The organism is Citrobacter sp. RHBSTW-00944, from assembly GCF_013615435.1.
Classification (GTDB): domain Bacteria; phylum Pseudomonadota; class Gammaproteobacteria; order Enterobacterales; family Enterobacteriaceae; genus Citrobacter; species Citrobacter braakii.
Genome location: NZ_CP055418.1, coordinates 4164876 through 4190117 on the forward strand (window position 1 = coordinate 4164876; position 25242 = coordinate 4190117).

29 protein-coding genes and 3 pseudogenes are annotated in these 25242 nt (G+C 52.0%); 19 read left to right on the top strand and 13 right to left on the bottom strand.

The genetic code is table 11. The annotated features are described in order from the left end of the window. Window positions 1-106 precede the first annotated feature (106 nt). Window positions 107-865, top strand: a complete 759-nt coding sequence (locus HV334_RS20140) for a M48 family metallopeptidase (protein ID WP_181220826.1) — start codon at window positions 107-109, stop codon at window positions 863-865. A gap of 111 nt (window positions 866-976) precedes the next feature. Here HV334_RS20140 and speB read toward each other — a convergent pair whose 3' ends face one another. The 4 genes from speB to HV334_RS25460 all read right to left on the bottom strand — a co-directional run bounded on the left by speB (window position 977) and on the right by HV334_RS25460 (window position 4385). Beyond that, window positions 977-1897, bottom strand: coding sequence for an agmatinase (speB, locus tag HV334_RS20145; RefSeq protein WP_016154388.1), 921 nt, complete (start codon window positions 1895-1897; stop codon window positions 977-979). 142 nt (window positions 1898-2039) lie between these two features. Continuing rightward, window positions 2040-4016 (bottom strand): biosynthetic arginine decarboxylase, encoded by a 1977-nt coding sequence (gene speA, locus HV334_RS20150; protein ID WP_016154389.1) that lies wholly within the window; start codon window positions 4014-4016, stop codon window positions 2040-2042. 8 nt (window positions 4017-4024) lie between these two features. Further along, window positions 4025-4156, bottom strand: a complete 132-nt coding sequence (gene yqgB / locus HV334_RS20155; protein ID WP_049041971.1) for an acid stress response protein YqgB — start codon at window positions 4154-4156, stop codon at window positions 4025-4027. A gap of 91 nt (window positions 4157-4247) precedes the next feature. After that, window positions 4248-4385, bottom strand: coding sequence for a hypothetical protein (locus HV334_RS25460; RefSeq protein WP_269149342.1), 138 nt, complete (start codon window positions 4383-4385; stop codon window positions 4248-4250). A 538-nt stretch (window positions 4386-4923) separates the two neighbouring features. Here HV334_RS25460 and metK point away from each other — a divergent pair. The 8 genes from metK (at window position 4924) to ruvX (ending at window position 12171) form a co-directional block, all read left to right on the top strand. Next, window positions 4924-6078 carry a methionine adenosyltransferase gene (metK, locus tag HV334_RS20165; RefSeq protein WP_003027071.1) on the top strand — a complete coding sequence of 385 codons (1155 nt, stop codon included), beginning with the start codon at window positions 4924-4926 and terminating at the stop codon, window positions 6076-6078. A 398-nt stretch (window positions 6079-6476) separates the two neighbouring features. Further along, window positions 6477-7871, top strand: a complete 1395-nt coding sequence (gene galP, locus HV334_RS20170; RefSeq protein WP_016154390.1) for a galactose/proton symporter — start codon at window positions 6477-6479, stop codon at window positions 7869-7871. Between the two features lie 77 nt (window positions 7872-7948). Next, complete coding sequence (locus tag HV334_RS20175) at window positions 7949-8446, top strand: SprT family zinc-dependent metalloprotease (protein WP_016157438.1); 498 nt, start codon at window positions 7949-7951, stop codon at window positions 8444-8446. Window positions 8447-8540: 94 nt separating this feature from the next. Then, complete coding sequence (gene endA / locus HV334_RS20180) at window positions 8541-9248, top strand: deoxyribonuclease I (protein ID WP_016154392.1); 708 nt, start codon at window positions 8541-8543, stop codon at window positions 9246-9248. A gap of 75 nt (window positions 9249-9323) precedes the next feature. Then, window positions 9324-10055 carry a 16S rRNA (uracil(1498)-N(3))-methyltransferase gene (gene rsmE / locus HV334_RS20185; RefSeq protein ID WP_181220827.1) on the top strand — a complete coding sequence of 244 codons (732 nt, stop codon included), beginning with the start codon at window positions 9324-9326 and terminating at the stop codon, window positions 10053-10055. 12 nt (window positions 10056-10067) lie between these two features. Next, on the top strand, window positions 10068-11015 hold the full coding sequence (gene gshB / locus HV334_RS20190) for a glutathione synthase (RefSeq protein WP_181220828.1): 948 nt from the start codon (window positions 10068-10070) through the stop codon (window positions 11013-11015). 176 nt (window positions 11016-11191) lie between these two features. Continuing rightward, window positions 11192-11755 carry a YqgE/AlgH family protein gene (locus tag HV334_RS20195; protein WP_016154395.1) on the top strand — a complete coding sequence of 188 codons (564 nt, stop codon included), beginning with the start codon at window positions 11192-11194 and terminating at the stop codon, window positions 11753-11755. After that, a complete protein-coding gene (gene ruvX, locus HV334_RS20200) occupies window positions 11755-12171 on the top strand; it encodes a Holliday junction resolvase RuvX (protein ID WP_181220829.1) in 417 nt (138 codons plus the stop codon). The genes HV334_RS20195 and ruvX overlap by 1 nt, the downstream gene beginning before the upstream one ends. On the opposite strand, the gene HV334_RS20205 is transcribed toward ruvX, so the two are convergent. Next, window positions 12168-13148: a type IV pilus twitching motility protein PilT gene (locus HV334_RS20205; RefSeq protein ID WP_141875633.1), complete on the bottom strand. Its 981-nt coding sequence runs from the start codon at window positions 13146-13148 to the stop codon at window positions 12168-12170. The genes ruvX and HV334_RS20205 overlap by 4 nt on opposite strands. Window positions 13149-13165: 17 nt before the next feature. Here HV334_RS20205 and HV334_RS20210 point away from each other — a divergent pair. Further along, a pseudogene (locus tag HV334_RS20210) lies at window positions 13166-13336 on the top strand (YggS family pyridoxal phosphate enzyme); the annotation flags it as partial. 50 nt (window positions 13337-13386) lie between these two features. Here the strand turns inward: HV334_RS20210 and HV334_RS20215 are convergent. The 3 genes and pseudogenes from HV334_RS20215 to HV334_RS20225 all read right to left on the bottom strand — a co-directional run. After that, entirely contained in the window at window positions 13387-13704 is a 318-nt protein-coding gene (locus HV334_RS20215; protein ID WP_249415035.1) for a YbjP/YqhG family protein, read from the bottom strand. Further along, entirely contained in the window at window positions 13694-14002 is a 309-nt protein-coding gene (locus HV334_RS20220) for a hypothetical protein (protein WP_181221948.1), read from the bottom strand. Before HV334_RS20220 ends, HV334_RS20215 begins: the two co-directional genes overlap by 11 nt. 274 nt (window positions 14003-14276) lie before the next feature. Then, window positions 14277-14447, bottom strand: a pseudogene (locus HV334_RS20225) (type IV pili twitching motility protein PilT); the annotation flags it as partial. On the opposite strand from HV334_RS20225, the gene HV334_RS20230 reads away from it, so the two are divergent. Genes HV334_RS20230 through hemW form a run of 5 tightly spaced genes read left to right on the top strand, consistent with a single transcriptional unit; the run spans window position 14420 to window position 17726 of the window. Beyond that, the gene (locus HV334_RS20230; protein ID WP_181220831.1) at window positions 14420-15124 is read left to right on the top strand and encodes a YggS family pyridoxal phosphate-dependent enzyme; all 705 of its coding nucleotides are present in this window, start codon (window positions 14420-14422) and stop codon (window positions 15122-15124) included. The pseudogene HV334_RS20225 and the gene HV334_RS20230 overlap by 28 nt on opposite strands. 18 nt (window positions 15125-15142) lie before the next feature. Further along, on the top strand, window positions 15143-15709 hold the full coding sequence (locus tag HV334_RS20235) for a YggT family protein (protein ID WP_016154401.1): 567 nt from the start codon (window positions 15143-15145) through the stop codon (window positions 15707-15709). After that, entirely contained in the window at window positions 15706-15996 is a 291-nt protein-coding gene (gene yggU, locus HV334_RS20240) for a DUF167 family protein YggU (protein ID WP_005123286.1), read from the top strand. Before HV334_RS20235 ends, yggU begins: the two co-directional genes overlap by 4 nt. Before the next feature lie 7 nt (window positions 15997-16003). Further along, entirely contained in the window at window positions 16004-16597 is a 594-nt protein-coding gene (locus HV334_RS20245) for an XTP/dITP diphosphatase (protein WP_016154402.1), read from the top strand. Beyond that, entirely contained in the window at window positions 16590-17726 is a 1137-nt protein-coding gene (hemW, locus tag HV334_RS20250) for a radical SAM family heme chaperone HemW (RefSeq protein WP_019077663.1), read from the top strand. The genes HV334_RS20245 and hemW overlap by 8 nt, the downstream gene beginning before the upstream one ends. Window positions 17727-17751: 25 nt before the next feature. Here the strand turns inward: hemW and HV334_RS25380 are convergent. The 5 genes and pseudogenes from HV334_RS25380 to trmB form a co-directional block, all read right to left on the bottom strand. Further along, window positions 17752-17864, bottom strand: a pseudogene (locus HV334_RS25380) (DUF1202 family protein); the annotation flags it as partial. A 119-nt stretch (window positions 17865-17983) separates the two neighbouring features. Then, the gene (gene ansB / locus HV334_RS20260; RefSeq protein WP_181220832.1) at window positions 17984-19030 is read right to left on the bottom strand and encodes an L-asparaginase 2; all 1047 of its coding nucleotides are present in this window, start codon (window positions 19028-19030) and stop codon (window positions 17984-17986) included. Window positions 19031-19218: 188 nt separating this feature from the next. Continuing rightward, on the bottom strand, window positions 19219-19938 hold the full coding sequence (locus tag HV334_RS20265; RefSeq protein WP_181220833.1) for a DUF2884 domain-containing protein: 720 nt from the start codon (window positions 19936-19938) through the stop codon (window positions 19219-19221). A 49-nt stretch (window positions 19939-19987) separates the two neighbouring features. Beyond that, window positions 19988-20314 (bottom strand): YggL family protein, encoded by a 327-nt coding sequence (locus HV334_RS20270; protein ID WP_019077661.1) that lies wholly within the window; start codon window positions 20312-20314, stop codon window positions 19988-19990. Then, window positions 20314-21033, bottom strand: coding sequence for a tRNA (guanosine(46)-N7)-methyltransferase TrmB (gene trmB, locus HV334_RS20275; protein ID WP_016154407.1), 720 nt, complete (start codon window positions 21031-21033; stop codon window positions 20314-20316). Before trmB ends, HV334_RS20270 begins: the two co-directional genes overlap by 1 nt. 160 nt (window positions 21034-21193) lie before the next feature. Here trmB and mutY point away from each other — a divergent pair, with 160 nt between their 5' ends. The 4 genes from mutY (at window position 21194) to HV334_RS20295 (ending at window position 25196) form a co-directional block, all read left to right on the top strand. Beyond that, window positions 21194-22246: an A/G-specific adenine glycosylase gene (gene mutY / locus HV334_RS20280; protein ID WP_181220834.1), complete on the top strand. Its 1053-nt coding sequence runs from the start codon at window positions 21194-21196 to the stop codon at window positions 22244-22246. A 27-nt stretch (window positions 22247-22273) separates the two neighbouring features. Then, the gene (locus tag HV334_RS20285; protein ID WP_016154409.1) at window positions 22274-22549 is read left to right on the top strand and encodes an oxidative damage protection protein; all 276 of its coding nucleotides are present in this window, start codon (window positions 22274-22276) and stop codon (window positions 22547-22549) included. Window positions 22550-22643: 94 nt separating this feature from the next. After that, window positions 22644-23729, top strand: coding sequence for a membrane-bound lytic murein transglycosylase MltC (gene mltC, locus HV334_RS20290; RefSeq protein ID WP_049040265.1), 1086 nt, complete (start codon window positions 22644-22646; stop codon window positions 23727-23729). Window positions 23730-23939: 210 nt separating this feature from the next. Beyond that, a complete protein-coding gene (locus HV334_RS20295; RefSeq protein WP_016157449.1) occupies window positions 23940-25196 on the top strand; it encodes a nucleoside permease in 1257 nt (418 codons plus the stop codon). Window positions 25197-25242 lie beyond the last annotated feature (46 nt).

The following is a 25242-nucleotide window of genomic DNA, read 5'->3' on the forward strand; positions in this document are numbered from 1 at the left end:
TTCTCGCCCGCTGAATGTTCTTTTCTTTATACTTAGGCCGAGCGTCGGTTTACCTGCAAACGACGCATTTTTTAGAATAATCCTGACTTTGTGCGGAAGAGAAAAAATGAAAATTCGCGCTTTACTGCTTGCTACGAGCATGGCGGCGGCATTGACCGGCTGCCAGAACATGGACTCAAACGGACTGCTTTCTTCTGGCGCAGAGGCTTTTCAGGCCTATAGTCTGAGCGATACTCAGGTAAAAGCGCTGAGCGATCAGGCCTGTAACGATATGGACAGCAAGGCTACTATCGCCCCTGCCAGCAGCGAGTACGCAACGCGTCTTGGCAAAATCGCCGCCGCGCTTGGCGACAACATTAACGGCCAGCCGGTGAACTACAAAGTCTATATGGCGAAAGATGTGAATGCCTTTGCCATGGCGAACGGTTGTATCCGCGTGTACAGCGGCCTGATGGATATGATGACCGATAACGAAGTCGAAGCGGTGATCGGCCACGAAATGGGCCACGTCGCGCTGGGTCACGTGAAAAAAGGCATGCAGGTCGCGCTGGGCACTAACGCCGTACGTGCAGCAGCGGCTTCCGCTGGCGGCATTGTCGGCAGCCTGTCGCAGTCGCAATTGGGCGATCTTGGCGAGAAACTGGTGAACTCGCAGTTCTCCCAGCGTCAGGAATCCGAAGCGGATGATTACTCGTATGATTTGTTGCGCAAACGTGGGATCAATCCGGCAGGACTGGCCACCAGCTTTGAGAAACTGGCAAAACTGGAAGCAGGACGCCAAAGCTCAATGTTTGACGATCACCCGGCATCTGCAGAACGTGCGCAACACATTCGCGATCGCATGAGCGCAGACGGGATAAAATAATCCTCGAACAGTGCCGGATGGTGGCGTGAACGCCTTATCCGGCCTACAAATTCAGCAATAATGTAGGCCGGACTAGCGTCAGCGACATCCGGCAAAATAGTCCGAAACCCGTTATTCGCCTTTCTTCGCCGCCTGGATATACAGCATTTCCAGTGCCAGCGTAGCCGCCGCCAGCGCGGTGATCTCTGACTGATCGTAGGCCGGAGCCACTTCCACCACATCCATCCCGACGATATTCAGATCTTTCAGACCACGTACCAGCTTGATCGCGCGATCGGAAGTCAGACCGCCGATCACGGGCGTACCGGTTCCAGGAGCAAACGCCGGATCGAGGCAGTCGATATCAAAGGTCAGATACACCGGCATATCACCAACAATCTGCTTAACCTGGGCGATGATGTCATCAACGCCGCGATCGTTCACCTGACAAGCATCCAGCACGGTAAATCCGTTATCTTTGTCGAACTCGGTACGAATACCGATCTGCACAGAGTGATTCGGATCGATCAGACCTTCGTTCGGCGCAGTGTAGAACATGGTACCGTGGTCGAATTCACAGCCGTTAGCGTAGGTGTCGGTGTGGGCATCAAAGTGCACCAGCGCCATTTTACCAAAGTGTTTAGCATGCGCGCGCAGGAGCGGCAGCGTGACGAAGTGGTCACCGCCGAAAGAGAGCATGCGCTTACCGGCAGAAAGCAACTTCTCAGCATGCGCCTGCAGTTTTTCACTCATTTCACGGGCATCACCGAACGCATAAACCAGATCGCCGCAGTCCACCACGTTCAGGCGCTCGCGCATATCGAAGTCCCACGGGAAGCGATTGTGTTCCCACGCCAGGTTAGTGGAAACCTGACGGATCGCAGCCGGACCATGACGACCGCCCGCGCGGCCAGACGTTGCCATATCAAACGGTACGCCGGTGATCACCCAGTCGGCGTCGCTGTCGTACGGCATGAAGTTCATCGGCAGACGCAAAAAACCAAAGGCGTTAGAAACCAGGGAGTTGTCGTATTGATGACCTAAGGTGCTCATGTACTGACCTCTTTTAAAATCGGTGAAAAAAAATCCCCTCCGCGTCGTTAAGCCCGACGAGGAAGGGATTGATTTACGTGACTACTTGTATAGGCGAATTATCGCCGTTAATTTGCTCAGGTTCAAGCGAACCCCAACAGCATTACTCGTCTTCGAGATAGGTATATCCGTACAGACCTGCCTCAAACTCTTCGAGGAACTGCTGCTGCAACTCGGTATCCAGATCGGTGTTTTTCACTTGATCACGGAACTGCGTTAGCAGGGTGTTCGGATCCAACTGCACATACTGCAGCATATCCGCCACGGTATCCCCTTCGTCAGACAGCTCAACTTCCACGCTGCCGTCAGGGAAGACGAACACGTCAACCGCTTCAGTATCACCGAACAGGTTGTGCATGTTGCCAAGGATCTCCTGGTACGCACCCACCATAAAGAAGCCCAGCATCGGCGGGTTCTCCGGGTCGTATTCCGGCATCGGCATGGTGGTCGCAATGCCGTCACCATCAACATAGTGGTCGATAGCGCCATCAGAGTCACAGGTGATATCCAGCAGCACCGCACGGCGCTCAGGAGCCTTGTTCAGCCCTTCCAACGGCATCACCGGGAACAGCTGATCGATCCCCCACGCATCCGGCATCGACTGGAACAGTGAGAAGTTGACGTAAATCTTATCCGCCATACGCTCCTGCAACTCGTCGATAATCGGACGGTGCGCGCGGTTGCTCGGGTCGAGTTGTTTTTGCACATCGTGACACATGTTCAGATAGAGCTGTTCTGCCCACGCGCGTTCCTGCAGGCTAAAGGTGCCTGAAGAGTACCCAACGTGAATATCGTGCAGATCCATCTGGCTGTCGTGCAGCCATTCACGCAGCGAACGACGGGTTCCCGGCTCATGCATCTCTTGCCAGGTTTCCCACATGCTTTGCAGGGCACGCGGCGCATCGTCAGCCGGAGGCGTTGCTTCGGTATGCTCACTACGCTCAACGCCGATAATATTAGACACCAGCACGGTATGATGCGCGGTAACAGCGCGACCGGATTCGGTAATTACCGTCGGGTGCGGCAGACCGTGCTCTTCACAGGCGTCGCCAATGGCCCAGATGATGTTGTTCGCGTATTCGTTCAGGCCGTAGTTTACGGAGCAGTCTGACTGCGAACGGGTACCTTCGTAGTCCACGCCCAGGCCACCGCCCACGTCGAAGCACTGGATATTTACACCAAGCTTGTGCAGCTCAACGTAGAAACGCGCCGACTCACGTACGCCGGTGGCAATATCACGAATGTTCGCCATCTGTGAGCCGAGGTGGAAGTGCAGCAACTGAATACTGTCCAGACGACCGCGCTCGCGCAGCATTTCTACCAGTTGCAGCACCTGGTTTGCCGCCAGGCCAAATTTCGATTTCTCTCCGCCGGAGGACTGCCATTTGCCGGAACCCTGCGACGCCAGACGCGCACGCACGCCCAGACGCGGAACAACATTCAGTCGTTCAGCTTCATCCAGCACGATAGCGATTTCAGACATCTTCTCGATGACCAGATAGATCTTATGGCCCATCTTTTCGCCAATTAGCGCCAGGCGGATGTATTCGCGGTCTTTATAGCCGTTACACACGATCACGCTGCGGGTCATTCCGGCATGAGCCAGAACGGCCATCAGTTCAGCTTTAGAACCGGCTTCCAGCCCCAGCGGTTCGCCGGAGTGGATCAGCGATTCAATCACGCGACGGTGCTGGTTAACCTTGATCGGGTAAACGAGGAAATAGTCACCGTTGTAGCCGTAAGACTCACGGGCGCGCTTAAACGCGGCGTTAATCGAACGCAGACGGTGTTGCAGGATCTGCGGGAAGCAGAACAATGCAGGCAAACGCTGGCCCTGCGCTTCACGGGCTTTCACCAACTCAGCAAGGTCAACGCGCGCTTCTGGTACGTCGGGATCCGGGCACACGCTGATGTGGCCCAGTTCATTGACGTCATAGTAGTTATTACCCCACCAGGCAATATTGTAAGTACGCAGCATCTTGCTGGCTTCCTGGGAACTCATTGCAACCTCCTGCATGGAGCGTAGTACACCGTGTTCGCCTGCTGACGAAGGCGAACCCAAAGAAATGTCGTCAGACATAGCGAACCTCAAATTTTATTAACAAGTGTAAAACAGTTGACTACTATCGCAATCCGAAGACGCGATAACAACCCAAATACAGGCAGAATTTCCAGCAGATAGTGCTGACGCTCCGACTGTGCGACCGGTTTCTTTTTCATATCAATGTAAACACGTAACCGAACTTAATGCTGACGGTTCGGCGAAACCACGAGAAAACTCTTGTTTACCAAGAGCGCCCTTGTTCAGTTCTTAGTGACCGTTGCCGGCCCTGGAGTCCTGAGAAGCGCCGAGATGGGTATAACATCGGCAGGTATGCAAGATGCAGATTGCGGGGGACATATGTACACCAGAACGGTGCGACAGATTCAGCAGAATACAACGGTTCATTATCTCGTATCACCTCCACGGTTGCTCCTGACGGAACGAACCCACAAGCCAAAGCTAAAGTTTTAACCCGGCTGGAAGTGGCAACACGATGAAAACGTCGTGTGCTTTTTTGTCTATCCTCAATAAATCGAGTTGCGGGAAGGCGGCAACGCAGTGAATCCCCGGGCGCTTACAGGAGTAAGTGACTGGGCGAGTATTGCCAACGCACATGCAACTTGAAGTATGACGGATATGAGCCGCGCGCCGCGTTTTATACCGACAACAGTACGAAAAAGCAAAAGATAAATACGCGCATTGCCAGCACCGTCAGGAAAAATTTCCAGTTACATTTTCAGTACAATGCGAGCTCAATCAAAAAAAGCTGGAAATCAGGCGCAGAACCACCTTAAAATAGCCGTCCAGATGTTAATCCATCTATACCGATTAACACTCAGACTGCCAGTGTCCGTCATCTGCAGACTCATGGTAGAATCTTCTACACATGGCTATTCCACTCGACAGTTTGAGCTAACTACATTCTCCTTAGGTGAAATTAAATATGGCAAAACACCTTTTTACGTCCGAGTCCGTATCAGAAGGGCATCCTGACAAAATCGCTGACCAAATCTCTGATGCCGTGCTGGATGCAATCCTGGAGCAGGATCCGAAAGCACGCGTTGCCTGCGAAACCTACGTCAAAACCGGCATGGTTTTAGTTGGCGGTGAGATCACCACCAGCGCATGGGTTGATATCGAAGAGATCACCCGTAACACGGTTCGCGAAATTGGCTATGTGCATTCCGACATGGGCTTTGATGCCAACTCTTGTGCGGTACTGAGCGCGATTGGTAAACAGTCTCCGGACATCAACCAGGGTGTTGACCGTGCGGATCCGCTGGAACAGGGCGCAGGCGACCAGGGTCTGATGTTTGGTTATGCAACCAACGAAACCGACGTGCTGATGCCAGCCCCGATTACCTATGCTCACCGTCTGGTGCAGCGTCAGGCTGAAGTGCGTAAAAACGGCACCTTATCCTGGCTGCGCCCGGATGCAAAAAGCCAGGTAACCTTCCAGTATGACGACGGTAAAATCGTCGGTATTGATGCGGTTGTTCTGTCGACTCAGCACTCTGAAGATATCGATCAGAAATCGCTGCAAGAAGCCGTTATGGAAGAGATCATCAAGCCGGTACTGCCGACTGAATGGCTGACAGCTTCAACCAAGTTCTTCATCAACCCAACTGGTCGTTTCGTTATCGGCGGTCCAATGGGTGACTGCGGTCTGACGGGTCGTAAAATCATCGTTGATACCTACGGCGGCATGGCCCGTCACGGCGGCGGCGCATTCTCTGGTAAGGATCCGTCTAAAGTAGACCGTTCCGCAGCTTATGCAGCCCGCTACGTAGCGAAAAACATCGTTGCCGCTGGCCTGGCTGACCGTTGTGAGATTCAGGTTTCCTACGCAATCGGCGTGGCTGAACCGACCTCTATCATGGTGGAAACGTTCGGTACTGAAAAAGTGCCTTCAGAACAGCTGACCCTGCTGGTGCGTGAGTTCTTCGACCTGCGCCCGTATGGCCTGATTCAGATGCTGGATCTGCTGCACCCGATTTACAAAGAAACCGCTGCTTACGGTCACTTTGGTCGTGAACATTTCCCATGGGAAAAAACCGACAAAGCTGCCCTGCTGCGTGAAGCTGCCGGTCTGAAGTAATTCCTCTACGGCTCAACGCTTATGAAGACCAGCCTCGCGCTGGTCTTTTTTTATGTCATTTGCTCTCCCATCCCCCATCGCTATAACCACGCTAATTTCATTTGCTTCAATAACAAATGAAAGCGATTACATAGCACAGTATTTCTATCTACCTTGAATTCACATCTCTTCGTTACCAGCATTGCATCACTGTTACATCATATTTCAGCATTGTCTTAAAATCAGCCAATCAACTTTACTCTATAATAATAAATAATGTTAACTTTCAATTCATTAAGCAATAATCCACATGAATGTTAGTGTAACCGATTACACTAATGTGATGTGATTCGCATTTTTTTACCCCGTACTCACCTACCCTTAACATCAACAAAACTAGCTACCCAACGGAGGGCATCATGCCTGACAATAAAAAAACGGGGCATTCCAACAAAGCCATGACATTTTTTGTCTGCTTCCTGGCAGCCCTGGCTGGATTACTTTTTGGCCTGGATATCGGTGTTATTGCCGGTGCTTTACCGTTCATCACCGACGAGTTCCAAATTACCCCACACACTCAGGAATGGGTGGTGAGTTCCATGATGTTTGGTGCGGCAGTGGGCGCCGTCGGCAGCGGTTGGCTCTCCTTCAAGCTGGGGCGTAAAAAAAGCCTGATGATCGGCGCAATCCTGTTTGTTGCCGGTTCGCTGTTCTCCGCCGCAGCGCCAAACGTTGAAGTGCTGCTGGTTTCCCGCGTGCTGCTCGGCCTGGCAGTCGGCGTTGCGTCTTATACCGCACCGTTGTACTTGTCCGAAATCGCCCCGGAAAAAATTCGCGGCAGCATGATTTCTATGTATCAGTTAATGATCACCATCGGTATTTTAGGTGCGTATCTTTCCGATACGGCGTTTAGCTACAGCGGCGCATGGCGCTGGATGCTGGGCGTGATCATTATCCCTGCCCTGTTACTGCTGGTTGGCGTCATCTTCCTGCCGGACAGCCCGCGTTGGTTTGCGGCTAAACGTCGTTTTGTCGATGCCGAACGCGTTCTGTTGCGTCTGCGTGACACCAGCGCTGAAGCCAAGCGCGAGCTGGATGAAATTCGTGAAAGCCTGCAGGTGAAGCAGAGCGGCTGGGCGCTGTTTAAAGAAAACAGCAACTTCCGCCGCGCGGTTTTCCTTGGCGTTCTGTTACAGGTGATGCAGCAGTTCACCGGGATGAACGTCATTATGTATTACGCACCAAAAATCTTTGAGCTGGCGGGTTACACCAACACCACCGAACAGATGTGGGGGACCGTTATTGTCGGTCTGACCAACGTGCTGGCAACCTTTATCGCCATTGGCCTGGTTGACCGCTGGGGCCGTAAACCTACGCTGATCCTCGGCTTTATCGTCATGGCCGTCGGTATGGGCGTGCTGGGTACCATGATGCACGTGGGTATTCACTCGCCAGCCGCACAATACTTCGCTGTCCTGATGCTGCTAATGTTTATCGTTGGCTTTGCGATGAGCGCCGGTCCGCTGATTTGGGTACTGTGCTCTGAAATCCAGCCGCTGAAAGGTCGCGATTTCGGCATCACCTGCTCTACCGCAACTAACTGGATTGCCAACATGATTGTCGGCGCAACCTTCCTGACGATGCTGAACTCGCTGGGCAGCGCCAACACCTTCTGGGTCTACGGTGGCCTGAACGTACTGTTCATCTTCCTGACCCTGTGGCTGATCCCTGAAACTAAAAACGTCTCTCTGGAACACATTGAACGTAACCTGATGAAAGGTCGTAAACTGCGCGAAATTGGCGCACACGACTAATCTCGTTAGGCTTCCTCCCCCGTGGGAGGGAGCCTTCCTCTTGCAGTCCCTTCCCTGTCGCACTATCCTCTGGCGTTATGAAAACCTCCCGTCTCCCGATCGCCATCCAGCAAGCCGTTATGCGCAGCCTGCGGGAAAAACTCGCTCAGGCCAATCTCAAGCTCGAACGCCAATACCCGGAACCAAAGCTGGTTTACCAACAGCGCGGAACCGCCGCGGGTACCGCGTGGCTACAAACCTACGAAATTCGTCTTAATCCAGTTTTGCTGATGGAGAATGTTGACGCGTTCGTTAACGAAGTGGTGCCCCATGAACTGGCGCATCTACTGGTGTGGAAACACTTTGGCCGCGTACCGCCGCACGGGAAAGAGTGGAAATGGATGATGGAGAGCGTGCTGGGCGTACCGGCCCGGCGCACGCATCAGTTTGAGCTGCAATCCGTGCAGCGTAAGACCTTTACATACCGCTGTAAGTGTCAGGAACACCAACTGACCGTCCGCCGCCATAACCGCGTTGTACGCGGCGAAGCCACCTACCGCTGCGTTCACTGCGGTGAACCGTTGGTTGCAGAATAATCTTCAGAATTATCAGGAACTTTTCTGATCTAACTGATTGCATACAGGAATAACTTTCGCTACGTTGCGGGCTCGTTTTGACACGGAGTTCGTGATGTACCGTAATCTTTCTTTTGCTGCGGCCCTGTTAGCCGCTGCGTTTTCAGGCTCGGTTTTAGCCGAAGGCATCAACAGTTTTTCTCAGGCAAAAGCAGCAGGCGTTAAAGTTAACGCCGATGCGCCAGGCGATTTCTATTGCGGATGTAAAATTAACTGGCAAGGAAAAAAAGGGGTCGTTGACCTCGAATCCTGCGGCTATAAAGTGCGAAAAAATGAAAACCGCGCCAGTCGAATTGAATGGGAACACGTTGTCCCCGCCTGGCAATTTGGTCATCAGCGCCAGTGCTGGCAGGACGGAGGGCGTAAAAACTGCGCTAAAGATCCGGTCTATCGCAAAATGGAAAGCGATATGCATAACCTGCAGCCCGCGGTGGGTGAGGTCAATGGCGATCGCGCAAACTTTATGTACAGCCAGTGGAACGGTGGCGAAGGCCAATATGGACAATGCACCATGAAGGTTGACTTCAAAGAGAAAGTTGCCGAGCCGCCAGCCCGCGCCCGTGGCGCCATCGCGCGTACCTATTTTTACATGCGCGACCAATACAACCTGACGCTCTCCCGCCAGCAAACTCAGCTTTTTAATGCCTGGAATAAGCAGTATCCGGTCACCGATTGGGAGTGTGAGCGCGACGAACGCATTGCAAAGGTACAGGGGAACCATAACCCCTATGTGCAACGCGCTTGCCAGGCGCAAAAGAGCTAACCTACACTAGCAGCAATATTTTTTAACCATGCCCTGGCCTTTTGCAGCCCAGGGCCATGACGCGGATGTTTAACTATGCGCATTCCTCGCATTTATCACCCTGAGCCACTCACTTCCGGCCGCCAAATTTCACTGTGTGAAGATGCAGCCAACCATATCGGCCGCGTACTGCGTATGGGGCCAGGCCAGGCGCTACAGCTGTTTGATGGCAGCAATCAGATATTCGACGCCGAAATCACCCACGCCAGTAAGAAAAGCGTGGACGTGAAGGTGCTTAACGCTGAACTCGACGATCGAGAATCGCCGCTGCACATCCACCTGGGCCAGGTGATGTCGCGGGGTGAAAAAATGGAATTTACTATCCAAAAATCGATTGAACTGGGTGTAAGCCTCATTACGCCACTTTTTTCTGAGCGCTGCGGCGTTAAACTGGACAGCGAACGCCTGAACAAGAAGCTCCAGCAGTGGCAGAAAATCGCCATTGCCGCCTGCGAACAGTGCGGTCGTAATCGGGTGCCTGAAATTCGCCCGGCGATGGATCTGGAAGCGTGGTGCGCCGAACAGGATGAAGGTCTGAAACTGAACCTGCATCCCCGCGCCAGCGCCAGCATCAATACGCTGCCGCTCCCGGTGGAACGCATCCGCTTGCTGATTGGCCCCGAAGGTGGGCTGTCGGCAGATGAAATTGCCATGACCGCACGGTATCAGTTTACTGATATTCTGTTAGGACCTCGCGTTCTGCGTACTGAGACAACTGCGCTCACCGCCATCACCGCGCTACAGGTGCGTTTTGGCGATCTGGGCTAACGGAGAAGAACAATGATCAAGCTCGGCATCGTGATGGATCCCATCGCAAGCATCAACATCAAGAAAGATTCCAGCTTCGCTATGCTGCTGGAATCGCAACGTCGCGGTTACGAAATTCATTATATGGAAATGGCCGATCTCTATCTGATCAACGGTGAAGCCCGCGCCCGTACACGTACCCTGAGCGTAGAGCAGAACTACGACAAATGGTATGAGTTCAATAGCGAGCAGGATCTCCCGCTGGCAGATCTGGACGTCATTCTGATGCGTAAGGATCCGCCGTTTGATACCGAGTTCATCTACGCAACCTATATTCTGGAACGTGCAGAGGAGAAAGGGACGCTAATCGTCAACAAACCGCAGAGCCTGCGCGATTGTAACGAGAAGCTGTTCACCGCATGGTTTGCCGACCTGACGCCGGAAACACTGGTCACGCGTAACAAAGCGCAGCTGAAAGCCTTCTGGCAAAAACACAGCGACATCATTCTCAAACCGCTGGACGGCATGGGCGGCGCATCTATTTTCCGCGTGAAGGAAGGCGATCCGAACCTTGGCGTTATTGCCGAAACACTGACCGAGCACGGTACCCGTTATTGCATGGCGCAGAACTATCTGCCGGCAATTAAAGACGGCGATAAACGCGTGCTGGTGGTCGATGGCGAACCCGTTCCGTACTGCCTGGCGCGTATTCCACAAGGCGGCGAAACCCGTGGCAACCTGGCAGCCGGCGGTCGTGGCGAGCCGCGTCCATTAACCGACAGCGACTGGGAAATTGCACGTCGCATTGGGCCAACGCTGAAAGCAAAAGGTTTGATTTTTGTCGGTCTGGATATCATTGGCGACCGTCTGACGGAAATTAACGTCACCAGCCCAACCTGTATTCGTGAAATTGAAGCGGAGTTCCCGGTTTCGATTACCGGTATGCTGATGGACGCCATCGAGGCACGTTTGCAGAAATAAATAAGTTGCCGGATGGCGATGCCTTCGCGTCTTATCCGGCCTACATTTGCACCCCGTAGGCCGGATAAGGCGAAGCCGCCATCCGGCAAAGCTATCTTCAGAGGGTGACATCTTCGCGCTTTGCCCACATACTGGGCTCTGTTGCTTTTTTGAACCAGGAAACAGAACCTCTGACAATGAATTTACAGCATCACTTTCTAATTGCCATGCCTGCTCTCCAGGATCCGATTTTCCGCCGTTCCGTGGTGTATATCTGTGAACACAATGAGAACGGAGCAATGGGGATTATCGTCAATAAGCCTCTGGAAAACTTACAAATTGAAGGGATTCTGGAAAAGCTGAAGATTACTCCAGAAGCACGCGATCCTGCCATTCGTCTGGACAAACCGGTGATGCTCGGCGGCCCGCTGGCGGAAGACCGTGGATTTATTCTACACACCCCGCCGTCACGCTTTGCCTCCAGTATTCGCATTTCAGATAACACTATCATCACCACCTCCCGCGATGTACTTGAAACCCTTGGTACGCAGGAGCAGCCATCCGAAGTGCTGGTTGCGCTGGGCTATTCATCATGGGAAAAAGGTCAACTGGAACAAGAGCTACTGGATAACGCCTGGCTCACTGCTCCCGCAGACCTCAACATCTTATTTAAAACGCCGATTGCCGACCGCTGGCGCGATGCGGCGAAGCTTATCGGGATTGATATTCAGACCATGCCTGGCGTGGCGGGACACGCCTGATGAGCGGAACATTACTCTCTTTTGATTTTGGTACGAAAAGTATCGGCGTCGCGGTTGGTCAACGCATTACCGGTACGGCGAGACCCTTGCCCGCCATCAAAGCACAGGACGGTACGCCAGACTGGAGTTTGATTGAACGCCTGCTAAAAGAGTGGCAGCCGGACAAAATCATTGTCGGCCTGCCGCTCAACATGGATGGCACTGAACAACCCCTTACTGCGCGCGCACGCAAATTCGCTAACCGCATTCACGGTCGCTTTGGCGTAACCGTAACGCTGCACGATGAACGTTTGAGCACCGTCGAAGCCCGCTCAGGCCTGTTTGAGCAAGGCGGATACCGGGCGTTGAATAAAGGCAAAGTAGATTCCGCTTCTGCCGTTATTATCCTTGAAAGCTATTTCGAGCAGGGCTACTAAAGTCGCCCCTGCGCCTGGCGCTGCTGCTGACTTTGTGCAAACGTCTGCATACCTGTCTGCTGCCCGGTTTGAATCACACCGGGTAGCTGATGCGTTTTCCCTTCGCGGATCAAATTGCCCACGGCGGGCGTGTTGACGAGCAGCTCGAATAGCGCCACGCGTCCTCCCTGCTTATCTTCCTCCAGCTTTTGCGAAAGTACCGCCCGCAGGCTGTCTGCCAGCTGGTTACGCACCGGATCTTTCTCCTGAGCGGGAAAGGTGTCCACCAGCCGCGCGATGGCCTGCGCCGCCCCTCGCGTATGTAAGGTTGCCAACACCAGATGCCCGGTCTCCGCTGCCGTTAAGGCCAAACGAATAGTTTCCACGTCGCGCAGCTCGCCCAGCAAAATGACGTCGGGATCTTCGCGTAACGCGCCGCGCAAACCGGCAGCAAAAGAAGCGCAGTGTACGCCCACCTCCCGCTGTTGAATAAGACAACGTTGGCTGGTGTAGCGATATTCAATCGGATCTTCCAGCGTCAGAATGTGCCCCGCAATATGTTGATTAAGGTACTCCACCATCGCCGCCAGGGTAGTTGATTTACCGCTGCCGGTGGCTCCAGTGACCAGAACTAATCCATTTTCACCGTGCAGCAGTTTAGGTATGGCCTCGGGGGTCTGAAGATCGTCTAAACGAGGACATTCAAGCGGTAGCAATCTTAGCGCCAGCGAGGTTCCCTGCTGATGAGCAAATGCGCTGGCGCGTAGACGCCGGGAGTCCGCCAGCGTAAGGGCAAAATCAATCTGCCCCTGTTCCCGCCACTGTACCTGTTGTTGCTCACTGAGCCAGCACATCAGCAGATCCTCCACGTCAGGGGGAGTAAATGGTGCTATTTCGACTTTTCCACGTATGCGCCAACGCGCAGGCCATGCATTGCACAGGTGTAGATCCGACACGTTATGCTTTACACTAAGGGCCACTATTTCTTCCATATTCATATGAACATCCTCGGAAAATGAACGATATCGCGCATAACCTGGCACATGTCCGGGACAAAATCTCAGCCGCCGCGACGCGTTGCGGGCGGTCTTCAGAAGAAGTTATGTTGCTTGCAGTCAGCAAAACCAAACCTGCGAGCGCCATCGAAGAAGCCATCGTCGCAGGATTATTTTCAATTGGTGAAAACAACGACTAATAGCGAGTAGTCACGCTCTTGATTTTCCATACACCTTTTTCTTATACCATGCAGTCAATAACTTTTTGAGATGACTCACCTGTTCCAAATGTCAAATAGACATTGGTACAAATAGGATCAGCTATAATTAGATCAATACTAATATGCTTACTCCAGTCTTCATCGGCAAAATCCTGAACTTTTAGAAAATAATCCTCTTCAAGCTCATTGCTTCTATAAGCTTGCTTTAATTTATTCAATGTATCAATAATAACATAAGGCTCTAATGCCGTCGGATCATCTGCAACTGGGATGATATTATGAGCAATCTGCTTGATATACCAGGCATTGAATCTTAATGCCTGAGTATCAGCAGGCATTATTCCTGCCATAGCAAACGATGAGAATAGAAAAGTAAATAATATCAATCGTTTCATCAGTTATGCCTATAGAGTTTATACGAGGCTGATTTTTACGATAACCAGGTCCGGGATACACACCATGTTCGATTGCTGCTGTTACTGCCCTGGCACAATAACCTGTAGCGTGCGCATGAGCATTATTCCTAACAAAATTTACAGCGGCTTCTTTATTCCACATTTGCAAAACCTCATTTATAAACGAAGAGTATGAAATATCACAAAGCGAACCATCACCTTGAACATTAAATGCTTCCAACTCTATTTATTGACATCGCAAATATGCCCGTAATCTGTATTTTCGATGTGTATTGCTGCTTAATAATAAATGAAGTTATAATATTTACCTTACCAATTATCTAATGTTTTTTCTTTATTAGAAATAAATATCATCCCAAATTTTATAACTGTAGAATATTTACACTGGCGCAAACTGGAGCTGAATAAAACGAATTGAAAATCCTGTCAGTTAAATCTGTTTACGTCCTCCTACAGACTCACATTTTTATACTCAGCCTATCTGCAGCCTTACCAGGCGTAGTAAATGGTGCGGTTTCGACTTTTCCACCTATGCGCCAGCGCGCAGGCCATGCATTGCACAGGTGTAGATCCGACACGTTATGCTTTACACTAAGGGCCACTATTTCTTCCATATTCATATGAACATCCTCGGAAAATGAACGATATCGCGCATAACCTGGCACATGTCCGGGACAAAATCTCAGCCGCCGCGACGCGTTGCGGGCGGTCTTCAGAAGAAGTTATGTTGCTTGCAGTTAGCAAAACCAAACCTGCGAGCGCCATCGAAGAAGCCATGACCGCAGGGCAGCGTGCCTTCGGTGAAAACTATGTCCAGGAAGGGGTGGATAAGATCCGCTACTTTCAGGAAAAAGGCGTTAAAGATCTGCAGTGGCACTTTATCGGCCCGCTGCAGTCGAACAAAAGTCGTCTGGTCGCTGAACATTTTGACTGGTGCCATACGATTGATCGTCTGCGTATCGCTGCCCGTCTGAGCGAACAGCGCCCGGCGGAGCTGCCGCCGCTCAATGTGTTGATTCAGATTAATATCAGCGATGAGAACAGTAAGTCAGGTATTCCGCTTGCAGAGCTTGATGCACTGGCCGCTGAAGTCGCCGCGCTGCCACGGATTACCCTGCGTGGTCTGATGGCGATTCCGGCGCCAGAGTCAGATTATGTAAGGCAGTTTGAAGTTGCACAGCAAATGGCGGTAGCATTTGCCGGGTTGAAAACACGTTACCCAAGTATCGACACGCTCTCACTGGGGATGTCTGATGATATGGATGCCGCCATTGCGGCGGGTAGCACGATGGTGCGCATCGGCACTGCCATTTTTGGTGCTCGTGATTACACTAAAAAATAAGGAAAACTAAGGAACACCATGAATACGTTGACCTTCCTGCTCTCAACGGTAATTGAGCTGTATACCATGGCGCTGCTGCTGCGCGTGTGGATGCAATGGTCTCGCTGCGATTTCTACAACCCGTTCTCGCAGTTTATTGTGAAAATCACTCAGCCCATTATTGGGCCGTTACGCCGTATTATTCCGCCGATGGGGCCAATTGACAGCGCATCGGCATTAGTTGCGCTCGTTCTGAGCTTTATCAAGGCCATCGTGCTGTTTAAGGTGGTTACGTTCCAGCCGATCATCTGGATCGCCGCCGTGCTGATTGTCCTGAAGACCATCGGACTGCTGATTTTCTGGGTTCTGCTGGTGATGGCGATTATGAGCTGGGTCAGCCAGGGCCGCAGCCCTGTGGAGTACGTGCTGATTCAACTGGCGGATCCGCTGCTGCGTCCTATTCGTCGCTTACTTCCAGGCATGGGTGGGATCGATTTCTCGCCAATGATCCTGGTTCTGCTGCTGTATGTCATTAACATGGGCATCGCAGAAGTGTTACAGGCGACAGGTAACATGCTGCTGCCGGGGCTGTGGATGGCGCTATGAGTGCCGTTACCCCCTGCGATGACGGTCTGGTTTTACGGCTCTACATTCAGCCTAAAGCCAGCCGTGACAGTATTGTAGGTTTACATGGCGACGAGTTAAAAGTCGCCATTACCGCCCCACCGGTTGATGGGCAAGCCAATAGCCATCTGGTGAAGTTTCTCGGCAAACAGTTCCGTGTGGCAAAAAGCCAGGTCGTCATTGAGAAGGGCGAGCTTGGTCGTCACAAACAGGTTAAAATCATTCATCCGCAACAGATCCCGCCCGAAATTGCGGCGCTAACTGATTAGGTATCCCATGCAAAAAGTTGTCCTCGCGACCGGCAACGCCGGTAAAGTGCGTGAACTCGCCTCTCTTCTGAGTGATTTCGGTCTTGATGTTGTTGCTCAAACGGATCTGGGTGTTGATTCTGCAGAAGAGACCGGGCTGACGTTTATTGAGAACGCCATTCTGAAGGCACGTCATGCCGCGCAAATTACCGGTTTACCCGCCATTGCTGATGACTCCGGTCTGGCGGTAAATGCCCTTGGCGGCGCGCCGGGCATCTATTCAGCCCGCTATTCCGGCGAAGATGCAACCGATCAGCAGAACCTGGAAAAACTGCTCCACACCCTGCAGGATGTTCCTGATGACAAGCGCCAGGCACAATTCCACTGCGTGCTGGTGTATATGCGCCATGCAGACGATCCAACACCTGTGGTTTGCCACGGACGCTGGCCGGGCGTTATTGCCCGTGAACCTGCCGGAAACGGTGGTTTTGGCTACGACCCAATCTTCTTTGTGCCGTCTGAAGGGAAAACCGCCGCCGAACTGACCCGCGAAGAAAAGAGCGCGATTTCTCACCGCGGACAAGCGCTGAAGCTGCTGCTGGATGCCCTGCGTAATGGTTAAGCTTCCGCCGTTAAGTCTTTACATTCACATCCCGTGGTGCGTGCAGAAATGCCCGTACTGCGACTTCAACTCGCATGCGCTTAAAGGCGAAGTCCCTCATGACGACTATGTGCAGCATCTGCTGAGCGATCTGGATTCTGAGGTGGCCCACGCCCAGGGCCGCGAGGTAAAGACGATTTTTATCGGTGGTGGTACGCCGAGCCTGCTTTCTGGCCCGGCAATGCAAACGCTGCTCGACGGCGTGCGCGCACGGCTGAATCTCGCCGCAGATGCAGAAATCACGATGGAGGCGAATCCCGGTACGGTGGAAGCCGATCGCTTTGTGGATTATCAACGTGCTGGCGTAAACCGTATCTCCATTGGTGTACAGAGCTTTAGCTCCGCCAAACTCGAACGTCTGGGACGTATTCACGGGCCGGAAGAAGCCAAACGTGCAGCGCACCTGGCGAGCGGTCTGGGACTACGCAGCTTTAACCTCGACCTGATGCACGGTTTACCGGATCAGACGCTGGAAGAGGCGCTGAGCGATTTACAGCAGGCCATCGCGCTCAACCCGCCGCATCTTTCCTGGTATCAGTTGACCATCGAGCCGAATACGCTGTTCGGGTCCCGACCACCGGTATTACCGGACGACGACGCGCTGTGGGATATTTTTGAGCAAGGCCACCAGTTGCTGACCGCCGCGGGGTATCAGCAGTACGAAACCTCAGCCTACGCCAGACCGGGTTATCAGTGTCAGCACAACCTAAATTACTGGCGTTTTGGCGACTATCTAGGCATTGGCTGCGGCGCGCACGGCAAAGTCACTTTCCCTGACGGTCGCATCCTGCGCACGACCAAAACGCGACATCCGCGCGGATACATGCAAGGACGTTATCTGGAAAGCCAGCGAGATGTCGCCGAGGCCGATAAGCCGTTTGAGTTCTTTATGAACCGTTTCCGGCTGCTGGAAGCCGCGCCTCGCGCGGAGTTCACGCAATATACCGGGCTTACCGAAGACGTTATTCGTCGACAGATCGATGAGGCCATTGCCCAGGGCTATCTGAGTGAATGCGATGAATACTGGCAGATTACCCAACACGGTAAGCTATTTTTGAATTCTCTGCTGGAGCTGTTTCTGGCGGAGTGATGCTCGATGCGCCCACGGGCGCATTATTGACAGGTGTGCCTTTAGTGGTCAGCATGGCGGAAAACTTTACAGGATGGTCTTTCGTCCAGGTCTTTCAAAAGATGTATAATCCCCGACCAATCCCACTAAGGTGTATAAATATGCAAAATAACGATCGGCAATCATCATAACCACAAAAATGATGAGCGAATTTATCGTTACGCATATTCAGGAGGTTTTGAGAAAACGCCCCAGTCGAATGACCGGGGCCAGAGTGATTAATACTGATTAAACATTTCCTGGATCTGCTTAGGATCCTTGGTTTGGGTCAGAGCCAGTTGCAGCAGAACACGCGCTTTTTGCGGGTTCAGAGAGCCTGAAGCCACAAATCCGTATTTCGCATCATCAACTTCAGCATCCTGGGTGGTGGCGCCCGTTGGTACACGGGATGAACGCACCACAACGGTACCTTTATGCGCGGCAGTTGCCAGCGTATCGAAAATGGTTTTATACAGGTTACCGTTACCTACACCCGCACTGACGATCCCGGCGTAACCCGCGTCTACCAATGCTTTGGCTGGCAGATCGGAGGCGTTAGCGTAGTTGTAAACAATCCCAACTTTCGGCAGCTCGGTCAGCTTGGATACGTCGAACGGCGTGGATGTGGTGTGCTTACGCGCAGGCGTACGCTGGTAGTCGATTTTACCGTTATGGATATACCCCAGCGGACCATAGTTAACGGATTTGAAAGTAGCGACATCCGTAGTGTTAGTTTTGGTCACATCGCGACCATCCATAACGGTGTCGTTCATCACCACCAGCACACCACGGTTGACAGAGGCTTTGTCTGCGGCGGTTACCACGGCGTTATACAGGTTGAACGGGCCATCAGCGCTCATACCTGTAGACGGACGCATTGCGCCGACCAGCACCACCGGCTTGTTGCACTTGACGGTGAGATCGAGGAAATAGGCGGTTTCTTCCATGGTATCCGTACCATGTGTTACCACGAAGCCGTCAGTTTTATCACACTCGGTATTAATCTTTTTCGCCAGCGTTAGCCAGACATCGTCATTCATATCCTGGGAGCCGATGTTTACCACCTGCTCGCCTTTCACAACAGCGATATCTTTCAACTGAGGTACGGCATCAACCAAATTTTCTACGCCGACTTTGCCTGCCGTGTAGTTAGATTTTGTTGCGGAGTCACCACCGCCGGCAATCGTCCCGCCGGTAGCTAAAATAGTGATGTTTGGCAGTGCAAGCGCCGCGCCGCTGAAACCCATAACCAGTGCGGCAAGTGCCGTTCTCTTGAAAAACTCCATGTTATTTCTCCAGTTACTTGAATTTGCAGCATTATGTCTATCTTACAGATGAATAATGTGACGCCATCCAATTAACCAGATTTATATCTCCATCAAATTGTTATTCTTAGAGATGGATATCAAAAAAACAGAAAAATACAAAATAAAACGGCACAGAATGTTTCTGTGCCGTTAAAAAGAGGTGAAGATTATTTCAGAGTGCTAACCAGCGTTTTACGATCGTTTTCCAGCGTCACGACGCGGGCACAAACATCTTTGCCAAACTGCTGGAAGTCTTGTTCCTGATTCTTCCATTCGTTCTGAATTGAGGTTTGTAAACCTCCGAGGCTTCCGAGCACGCCCTGCAGCGGATTACCACCGCCTTTGAGCACGGCTTTCGCCCCCATCTCGTTGATGCTGTCCTGCAAAATACCGCCCATCGCCTGATTGACCAGCTGTTGTCCATCCGCGCGAACCTGATCAATCGCCTTATAATGGAAGGTCAGGCCGTCAGTGCGATGCTCAATAATGCGGTTCATCTGCTCTTTCAATTGCGCATCCAGCTTAGTTAAGCGGCCACGCATGTTGCTGCTTTCGCCGACCTCTTTGGCGATGATTTTATCCAGCGCCACGCGACCTTTCTCCACGCGCGCTCTGACACCTTCGTCAATCCACGGCAGGCTGCTACGCAACGCCGCCTGATAATCTTTAGCCTGCTCACGCTGCGCGGCGTTCAGGTTGTACTGTTTACCGTTAAAGGTGACATCACCGGCCTGGGTAATGACCAGGTTGCCGTTCTCACCCTTCACCTGTACCGTTTGTGGACTCAAAATCACATCGTCACGCGGGGTGACGCTGCACTGATAATCAGCATGTGCGGCCATCGCCGTGAACGTTAGGACTGCCGCCAGCAGCGTTTTGCGCATCATATCTTTCCCTCAATACAAATTGGGCCGGCATTTGCCGACCCTTTGCTACTTAGTCCCACCAAATATCGAAAAGTTCGCTGGTGCGCACTTCTTCGAGTTTGCGCTCTTCCAGCCACTTACGCACGATAGCCTGATGTTCTTCGGTGCATTTGCCGATTTCCTGCAGACAGATCAGACCTTCCCAGGCCAGATAGCCGCTGCCGTCAAAGGCCAGCTTGTTCGGTTCGATAACTTCATTGATAAAATCATCAACGATTTGATCGACCTGCTCTCCAGATGTACCTTCCGGGAAACGCCATGCAACCGAAAATCCTACTTCCTGGAATTCGTCGATGTGCATTTTTTTACGCAGACGACGGCTACGGTTCTTTGCCATTATTTCACCCTCTCGAACATTAAGTCCCATACGCCGTGGCCAAGACGATGACCACGTTGTTCAAATTTGGTTACCGGGCGCGATTCCGGGCGCGGTACATAATCGTTACTCTCTGACTGGTTTTTATACCCGTCAATCGAGGACATCACTTCAAGCATGTGCTCCGCATAGGCTTCCCAGTCGGTTGCCATGTGGAACACGCCGCCCAGCTTCAGCTTGCTTAAGATATGCTCAGCAAACGGTACCTGAACGATACGGCGTTTATTATGACGTGCTTTATGCCACGGGTCAGGGAAAAACAGCTGAACCATAGATAAAGAATTGTCAGGAATCATTTTATGCAGGACTTCGACGGCATCATGGCACATGACACGCAGGTTCTCGACGCCCTCTTCATGAGCTGAAGCCAGACACGCGCCAACGCCCGGTGAGTGAACCTCAATGCCGAGGAAATTTTGCTCCGGACGCGCTTTCGCCATCGCCACCAGCGAAGCCCCCATACCAAAACCAATTTCAAGCGTGACTGGCGCATCGCGACCAAACAGCGCAGCGAAATCCACAGGTTCTTCGCTGAACTCAACGCCCATCACCGGCCAGTAGTTTTCCAGCGCGTGTTCCTGCCCTTTCGTCAGTCGCCCCTGGCGACGAACAAAACTACGAATCCGGCGCAGAGGGCGGCCGTTTTCATCAAATTCCGGTGAAATGACGTCGTTCTTCATAAAAGTTTAGTCTGCTGTGTTTGAGTTCTGAAAACGGGCATTATCCAAAGTTAGTTGCCGGATGCAAGTAAAGGAAGAAAGTGAGCAGCGGAAAGTTCCGGTTTACACCCCGTTGCCGCTGTGCTGCAATCTTGCCCCCGGCAATAATGAAACGGTAATCATGCAAGCGTCTCAATTCTCGGCTCAGGTTTTGAGCTGGTACGACAAATACGGGCGGAAAACGCTGCCCTGGCAAATTGGCAAGACGCCTTACAAAGTATGGCTCTCTGAGGTGATGCTGCAACAAACTCAGGTTGCGACCGTTATCCCCTACTTTGAGCGCTTTATGGCGCGCTTCCCAACGGTAACGGATTTAGCCCATGCGCCGCTGGATGAAGTCCTGCATTTATGGACCGGGCTGGGCTATTACGCCCGAGCGCGTAATCTGCATAAAGCCGCGCAACAGGTTGTGACGCTGCACGGCGGCTCATTCCCGCAAACCTTTGATGAAGTGGCCGCCCTGCCAGGCGTCGGACGTTCAACTGCAGGCGCGATCCTTTCGCTCTCCCTGGGTCAGCATTTTCCGATTCTTGACGGTAACGTCAAACGAGTGCTGGCTCGCTGTTATGCTGTAAGCGGCTGGCCGGGTAAAAAAGAGGTCGAAAAGAAACTGTGGGAGTTGAGCGAGCAGGTTACGCCAGCCCATGGGGTTGAGCGGTTTAATCAGGCGATGATGGATTTAGGCGCCATGGTCTGTACGCGCTCAAAACCCAAATGTTCCCTGTGTCCGTTGGAAAATGGCTGTGTGGCGAGCGCCAATGCAAGCTGGGCGCTGTACCCGGGTAAAAAGCCCAAACAGACATTACCAGAACGGACGGACTATTTTTTACTGATGCAGCATGAAAACGAGGTGTTGCTCACGCAGCGACCACCCAGCGGCTTATGGGGTGGCTTATACTGTTTTCCGCAGTTTGATGATGAGGATGGGCTACGCGACTGGCTGGCGCAACGGCAAATTAACGCAGATAATCTGACCCAACTTAATGCGTTTCGCCATACCTTTAGCCATTTCCACTTAGATATTGTGCCTATGTGGCTTCCCGTGTCCTCATTCACCTCATGCATGGATGAAGGCAACGCACTCTGGTATAACTTAGCGCAACCGCCGTCGGTCGGACTGGCGGCCCCCGTGGAGCGTTTGTTACAGCAATTACGTGCCGGCACACAGGTTTAACGTACCGGTCGATAAAGAGGATTTTTTATGAGCAGAACGATTTTTTGCACTTTCCTGCAACGCGAAGCAGAAGGACAGGATTTTCAGCTGTACCCGGGCGATCTGGGAAAACGCATCTATAACGAGATTTCTAAAGAAGCATGGGCGCAATGGCAGCATAAACAAACCATGCTGATTAACGAGAAGAAACTCAATATGATGAACGTTGAACACCGTAAGTTACTGGAACAGGAGATGATTAACTTCCTGTTTGAAGGTAAGGATGTGCATATTGAAGGCTATACGCCTGAAGAAAAAAAATAAGCATCGCTTGCTGGCAATCTCGTAGGCCGGATAGGGTGCTTGCACTGCCATCCGGCAAAACGATACAACAACAAACACAACACGCACTCCCGGAATGATGAAAAAATTTCTCGCGCTTGCCGTTATCGCGCCGTTGCTCATCTCCTGTTCCAGTTCGACCAAAAAAGGCGATTCCTATAACGAAGCCTGGGTCAAGGATACCAACGGTTTTGATATTCTGATGGGGCAATTTGCCCATAACATTGAGAATCTGTGGGGATTTAAGGAAGTGCTGATTGCGGGTCCGAAGGACTACGTAAAGTATACCGATCAGTATCAAACCCGCAGCCATATCAATTTTGATGACGGTACGATAACCGTCGAGACCATTGCCGGGACAGATCCCGCCGGACATCTGCGTCTAGCGATTATCAAGACGTTGCTGATGGGTGATGATCCGGGTTCTATCGACCTCTATTCCGATGTCGACGACATTAAGATTTCCAAAGAGCCGTTCCTGTACGGGCAGGTAGTCGATAATACCGGCCAGCCTATTCGTTGGGAGGGACGTGCAACCAACTTTGCCAACTACCTGCTACAAACGCGACTGAAAAAGCGAAGCAATGGCTTGCGTATCATCTATAGCGTGACGATCAATCTGGTCCCAAATCACCTTGATAAGCGCGCGCATAAATACGTCGGCATGGTACGTCAGGCTTCACGTAAGTATGGCGTCGAAGAGTCGCTGATTCTGGCCATCATGCAAACCGAATCCTCGTTTAACCCGTATGCGGTCAGCCATGCCGATGCGCTGGGACTCATGCAGGTGGTACAACACAGCGCCGGAAAAGATGTGTTCCGTTCCCAGGGGCGCTCAGGCACGCCAAGCCGTAGCTTCTTGTTTGACCCGGCCAGCAACATTGATACCGGTACTGCCTATCTGGCAATGCTGAATAATGTCTATTTGGGCGGCATTGATAATCCGACCTCGCGTCGCTATGCGGTGATCACCGCGTATAACGGCGGCGCGGGCAGCGTGCTGCGCGTGTTCTCGAACGATAAAATTCAGGCCGCAAACATCATTAACAGTATGTCCCCTGGGGACGTTTATCAAACGCTGACCACCCGACACCCATCTGCTGAATCACGCCGATATCTTTACAAGGTCAATTCCGCACAAAAATCATATCGTCGCCGCTAATGTATCCCTCTCTTGCCCCCTAAAACGGGGGCCTGAAGGGGGAAAAACGTTAACTCCATCACTCTTTTGCTTTGCAATCCGAAATTGTTTGCAAATATTTGTCACAGGTAACAAAAAAAGAGTGCCTCTCGTTGATAGAATCACATCATATAGCCACGGCAAATGTGCCTTTTAAAACATTCATCCGCATTACGGTGTGAGGAAATTAACATGAATCTTAAGCTGCAGCTGAAAGTTCTCTCGTTTCTGCAGTTCTGCTTATGGGGTAGTTGGCTCACTACCCTCGGCTCCTATATGTTTGTCACCCTTAAATTTGATGGTGCATCCATTGGCGCGGTGTACAGCTCGCTGGGGATCGCCGCCGTGTTTATGCCTACGCTGTTAGGGATCGTGGCTGACAAATGGATCAGTGCAAAATGGGTGTACACCATTTGTCACCTGGTCGGCGCAGCAACGCTGTTCGCCGCAGCCGAAGTCACCACGCCAGGTGCCATGTTCTTTGTGATCTTGCTTAACTCCCTGGCCTATATGCCAACGTTGGGGTTAATCAACACCATCTCTTACTATCGCCTGCAATCAGCCGGGATGGATATTGTTACAGACTTCCCGCCAATCCGTATCTGGGGCACCATCGGCTTTATTCTGGCGATGTGGGCGGTAAGCTTCTCCGGTTTTGAACTGAGCCATATGCAGCTGTATATCGGCGCGACGCTGTCCGTCGTATTGGCGCTGTTCACCCTGACGCTGCCGCATATCCCGGTCGCCAATCAGCAGAAAAACCAGAGCTGGTCTTCCATGTTGGGCCTGGATGCCTTCGCGCTGTTTAAAAACAAGCGGATGGCGATTTTCTTCATCTTCTCTATGATGCTGGGCGCAGAGCTGCAAATTACCAATATGTTCGGTAATACCTTCCTGCACAGCTTCGATAACAATCCGCTGTTCTCCGGCAGCTTCATCGTTGAACACGCGTCGGTGATGATGTCGATTTCGCAGATCTCCGAGACGCTGTTTATCCTGACCATCCCGTTCTTCTTAAGCCGTTACGGTATTAAGAACGTGATGCTTATCAGTATTGTGGCGTGGATGCTGCGCTTTGGCCTGTTTGCCTACGGCGATCCAACACCGTTTGGTACCGTGCTGCTGGTTCTGTCGATGATTGTTTACGGCTGCGCCTTCGACTTCTTCAACATCTCTGGCTCCGTGTTTGTAGAGAAAGAAGTTCGCCCTGAAATCCGCGCCAGCGCACAAGGCATGTTCCTGATGATGACCAACGGCTTCGGTTGTATTCTGGGCGGTCTGGTGAGCGGTAAAGTAGTTGAACACTATACGCTGAACGGTATTACCGATTGGCAGACCGTGTGGCTGATCTTCGCAGGTTACTCGCTGGTTCTGGCTTTTGCCTTCGTTGCGCTGTTTAAATACAAACACGTACGCGTTCCGGCAGGCGCCCAGACTATCGCGCACTAATCTTTATTGATTAAATAGGGTCACCTGATGGTGGCCCTATTTGGTC

Bases quoted from the DNA above. Each gene is read 5' to 3' on its own strand.
- HV334_RS20140 (WP_181220826.1), top strand. From the start codon at position 107: ATGAAAATTCGCGCTTTACTGCTTGCTACGAGCATGGCGGCGGCATTG.
- speB (WP_016154388.1), bottom strand. From the start codon at position 1,897: ATGAGCACCTTAGGTCATCAATACGACAACTCCCTGGTTTCTAACGCC.
- speA (WP_016154389.1), bottom strand. From the start codon at position 4,016: ATGTCTGACGACATTTCTTTGGGTTCGCCTTCGTCAGCAGGCGAACAC.
- yqgB (WP_049041971.1), bottom strand. From the start codon at position 4,156: ATGAAAAAGAAACCGGTCGCACAGTCGGAGCGTCAGCACTATCTGCTG.
- HV334_RS25460 (WP_269149342.1), bottom strand. From the start codon at position 4,385: ATGAACCGTTGTATTCTGCTGAATCTGTCGCACCGTTCTGGTGTACAT.
- metK (WP_003027071.1), top strand. From the start codon at position 4,924: ATGGCAAAACACCTTTTTACGTCCGAGTCCGTATCAGAAGGGCATCCT.
- galP (WP_016154390.1), top strand. From the start codon at position 6,477: ATGCCTGACAATAAAAAAACGGGGCATTCCAACAAAGCCATGACATTT.
- HV334_RS20175 (WP_016157438.1), top strand. From the start codon at position 7,949: ATGAAAACCTCCCGTCTCCCGATCGCCATCCAGCAAGCCGTTATGCGC.
- endA (WP_016154392.1), top strand. From the start codon at position 8,541: ATGTACCGTAATCTTTCTTTTGCTGCGGCCCTGTTAGCCGCTGCGTTT.
- rsmE (WP_181220827.1), top strand. From the start codon at position 9,324: ATGCGCATTCCTCGCATTTATCACCCTGAGCCACTCACTTCCGGCCGC.
- gshB (WP_181220828.1), top strand. From the start codon at position 10,068: ATGATCAAGCTCGGCATCGTGATGGATCCCATCGCAAGCATCAACATC.
- HV334_RS20195 (WP_016154395.1), top strand. From the start codon at position 11,192: ATGAATTTACAGCATCACTTTCTAATTGCCATGCCTGCTCTCCAGGAT.
- ruvX (WP_181220829.1), top strand. From the start codon at position 11,755: ATGAGCGGAACATTACTCTCTTTTGATTTTGGTACGAAAAGTATCGGC.
- HV334_RS20205 (WP_141875633.1), bottom strand. From the start codon at position 13,148: ATGAATATGGAAGAAATAGTGGCCCTTAGTGTAAAGCATAACGTGTCG.
- HV334_RS20215 (WP_249415035.1), bottom strand. From the start codon at position 13,704: ATGCCTGCTGATACTCAGGCATTAAGATTCAATGCCTGGTATATCAAG.
- HV334_RS20230 (WP_181220831.1), top strand. From the start codon at position 14,420: ATGAACGATATCGCGCATAACCTGGCACATGTCCGGGACAAAATCTCA.
- HV334_RS20235 (WP_016154401.1), top strand. From the start codon at position 15,143: ATGAATACGTTGACCTTCCTGCTCTCAACGGTAATTGAGCTGTATACC.
- yggU (WP_005123286.1), top strand. From the start codon at position 15,706: ATGAGTGCCGTTACCCCCTGCGATGACGGTCTGGTTTTACGGCTCTAC.
- HV334_RS20245 (WP_016154402.1), top strand. From the start codon at position 16,004: ATGCAAAAAGTTGTCCTCGCGACCGGCAACGCCGGTAAAGTGCGTGAA.
- hemW (WP_019077663.1), top strand. From the start codon at position 16,590: ATGGTTAAGCTTCCGCCGTTAAGTCTTTACATTCACATCCCGTGGTGC.
- ansB (WP_181220832.1), bottom strand. From the start codon at position 19,030: ATGGAGTTTTTCAAGAGAACGGCACTTGCCGCACTGGTTATGGGTTTC.
- HV334_RS20265 (WP_181220833.1), bottom strand. From the start codon at position 19,938: ATGATGCGCAAAACGCTGCTGGCGGCAGTCCTAACGTTCACGGCGATG.
- HV334_RS20270 (WP_019077661.1), bottom strand. From the start codon at position 20,314: ATGGCAAAGAACCGTAGCCGTCGTCTGCGTAAAAAAATGCACATCGAC.
- trmB (WP_016154407.1), bottom strand. From the start codon at position 21,033: ATGAAGAACGACGTCATTTCACCGGAATTTGATGAAAACGGCCGCCCT.
- mutY (WP_181220834.1), top strand. From the start codon at position 21,194: ATGCAAGCGTCTCAATTCTCGGCTCAGGTTTTGAGCTGGTACGACAAA.
- HV334_RS20285 (WP_016154409.1), top strand. From the start codon at position 22,274: ATGAGCAGAACGATTTTTTGCACTTTCCTGCAACGCGAAGCAGAAGGA.
- mltC (WP_049040265.1), top strand. From the start codon at position 22,644: ATGATGAAAAAATTTCTCGCGCTTGCCGTTATCGCGCCGTTGCTCATC.
- HV334_RS20295 (WP_016157449.1), top strand. From the start codon at position 23,940: ATGAATCTTAAGCTGCAGCTGAAAGTTCTCTCGTTTCTGCAGTTCTGC.